Source organism: uncultured Aquincola sp. (assembly GCF_964001545.1).
Classification (GTDB): Bacteria; Pseudomonadota; Gammaproteobacteria; order Burkholderiales; family Burkholderiaceae_C; genus Aquincola.
Genome location: NZ_CAXFDV010000310.1, coordinates 1 through 1904, shown reverse-complemented (window position 1 = coordinate 1904; position 1904 = coordinate 1). Strand labels below are relative to the sequence as shown.

Sequence of the window (1904 nt, the reverse complement as noted above, 5' to 3'; positions counted from 1 at the left end):
TTGACTCCCCCCACCCCACTCGCTGCAATCCCTCCCTGACTTCCTGGGAGCCCGCCGTGCGAGCACTTCCCTCGATTCCTGCGCCGCCGGCGCGGCGGCCGGAGCGCATCGGCTATGCCGACTTGCCGGTGTGGGTGCCGGGCGACATCTTGTGTGCCAGCGACGACCTGCACTGGCAGGGCGTCAGCCAGCGCACCTACCGCTACCGCGGGCAAGATGTGGAAATTCCGCCGCTGGACTGCTTCTTGATCGTGCAGTACGAAGACGGCTTCACGCCCATGCAGCGGCAGTTCGATGGCCGGTGGACACGCACCAGCTGCGCGGCGGGGCTGTTCTCGCTGCTCACCGAATCGGCCGATTCGCACTGGCATTGGACGCAGGGCATCACGGTGTCGCATGTGTACCTGACCAATGATCTGCTGTGCCGCCTGGCCAGCGAGATGGAAGGCCGGCCGGTGGACGAAGTGCGCCTGCACGACGTGCTCAGCGGCGCCGACCCCATCGTCACGCAGATGACGCACCTGCTGCGCCAAGAGGCCACCACCGCCAGCGTGGGCTGCTCGCTGTATGCCGAGGCGTTGTCTACCCAGCTGGGCATTCACCTGCTGCGGCACTATGCGGCCTTTCGGTTCAAGCAGGCGCCGCGCGATGAGCGGCTGCACCCGGTGCAGGCGCGTCGGCTGCAGGAGTATGTGGACGCGCATTTGTGCGATGCCATCTCGCTGGAGCAACTGGCCCGCGTGGCCGGCGTGGGCGTGTGTGCGCTCAGCCGCCTGCTGCGCAGCAGTTGGGGCACCACGGCCCACCGCTACGTGATCGACCGCAGGGTGGAGCGTGCGCGCCAGCTGCTGCACCGCGGCGACCTGCCGCTCAAGGCCGTGGCCGCGGCCACCGGCTTTGCCGACCAGGCGCACATGACGCGCACCTTCAAGGCCCGGCTGGGCTGCACGCCCGGCGAACTGCGGCGCGGGCATTGATGCGCTGAACGACCCACCCGGGGTTTGCCCGGGCTACGCCGAATGTTCAAAGCGCGCGTGGCGTTTGTTCAAGCCGGCGCGGCCGGCCCTTCCTAACCTGCGGCTCCCGCCTGGACGACGGCGTTCAGCGCGGCCCACCCACCGCACGGAGAGGACGATGACGGAAACCCTTCCATCCACCGCCAGCCCCACCCGCACGCTCGACGCGCTGATCATCGGCGCCGGCGTGGCCGGCCTGTACCAGCTGCACCAACTGCGGCAGCTCGACCTGAAGGTGCGCGTGTACGACGCCGCCAGCGACGTGGGCGGCACCTGGTACTGGAACCGCTACCCCGGCGCCAAGTTCGACTCAGAGGCCTACATCTACCAGTACCTGTTTGACAAAAGCCTGTACACCGACTGGACCTGGAGTTCGAAGTTTCCCGGCCAGCCCGAGATCGAGCGCTGGATGCACTACGTGACCGACCGGCTGGCGCTGCGGCCCGACATCCAGTTCAACACCCGCATCACCCGCGCCGAGTGGGACGACAGTCGCGGCCGCTGGCGGGTGAGCACCGACACCGGCGAGCAGATCGACACCCAGTACCTGATCACCTGCGCCGGCATGTTGTCGGCCCCGATGGAAAAGGTGTTCGAGGGGCAGGAGAGCTTTGCCGGCCGCATCTTCCACACCGGGCGCTGGCCGCACCAGCCGCTGGACCTGCGTGAGCAGCGTGTGGGCGTGGTGGGCATCGGCGCCACCGGCATCCAGGTCATCCAGACCATTGCCGACCAGGTCAAGCAGCTGAAGGTGTTCATCCGCACGCCGCAGTACGTGCTGCCGATGAAGAACCCCAGCTACGGCCCGCAGGAAGCCGCGGCCTACAAGGCCCGCTTTGAAGAGCTGCGCGCCACGCTGCCCCACAGCTTCACCGGCTTCGAGTACGA

General features: G+C 67.9%; 2 protein-coding genes. Both read left to right on the top strand.

The features are described 5' to 3' along the window. Nucleotides 1-56: 56 nt before the first annotated feature. A complete protein-coding gene (locus ABNT58_RS10995) occupies nucleotides 57-977 on the top strand; it encodes an AraC family transcriptional regulator (protein ID WP_348753518.1) in 921 nt (306 codons plus the stop codon). 157 nt (nucleotides 978-1134) lie between these two features. Then, the coding region (locus ABNT58_RS10990; protein WP_348753517.1) for an NAD(P)/FAD-dependent oxidoreductase at nucleotides 1135-1904 on the top strand (770 nt) is incomplete at its 3' end.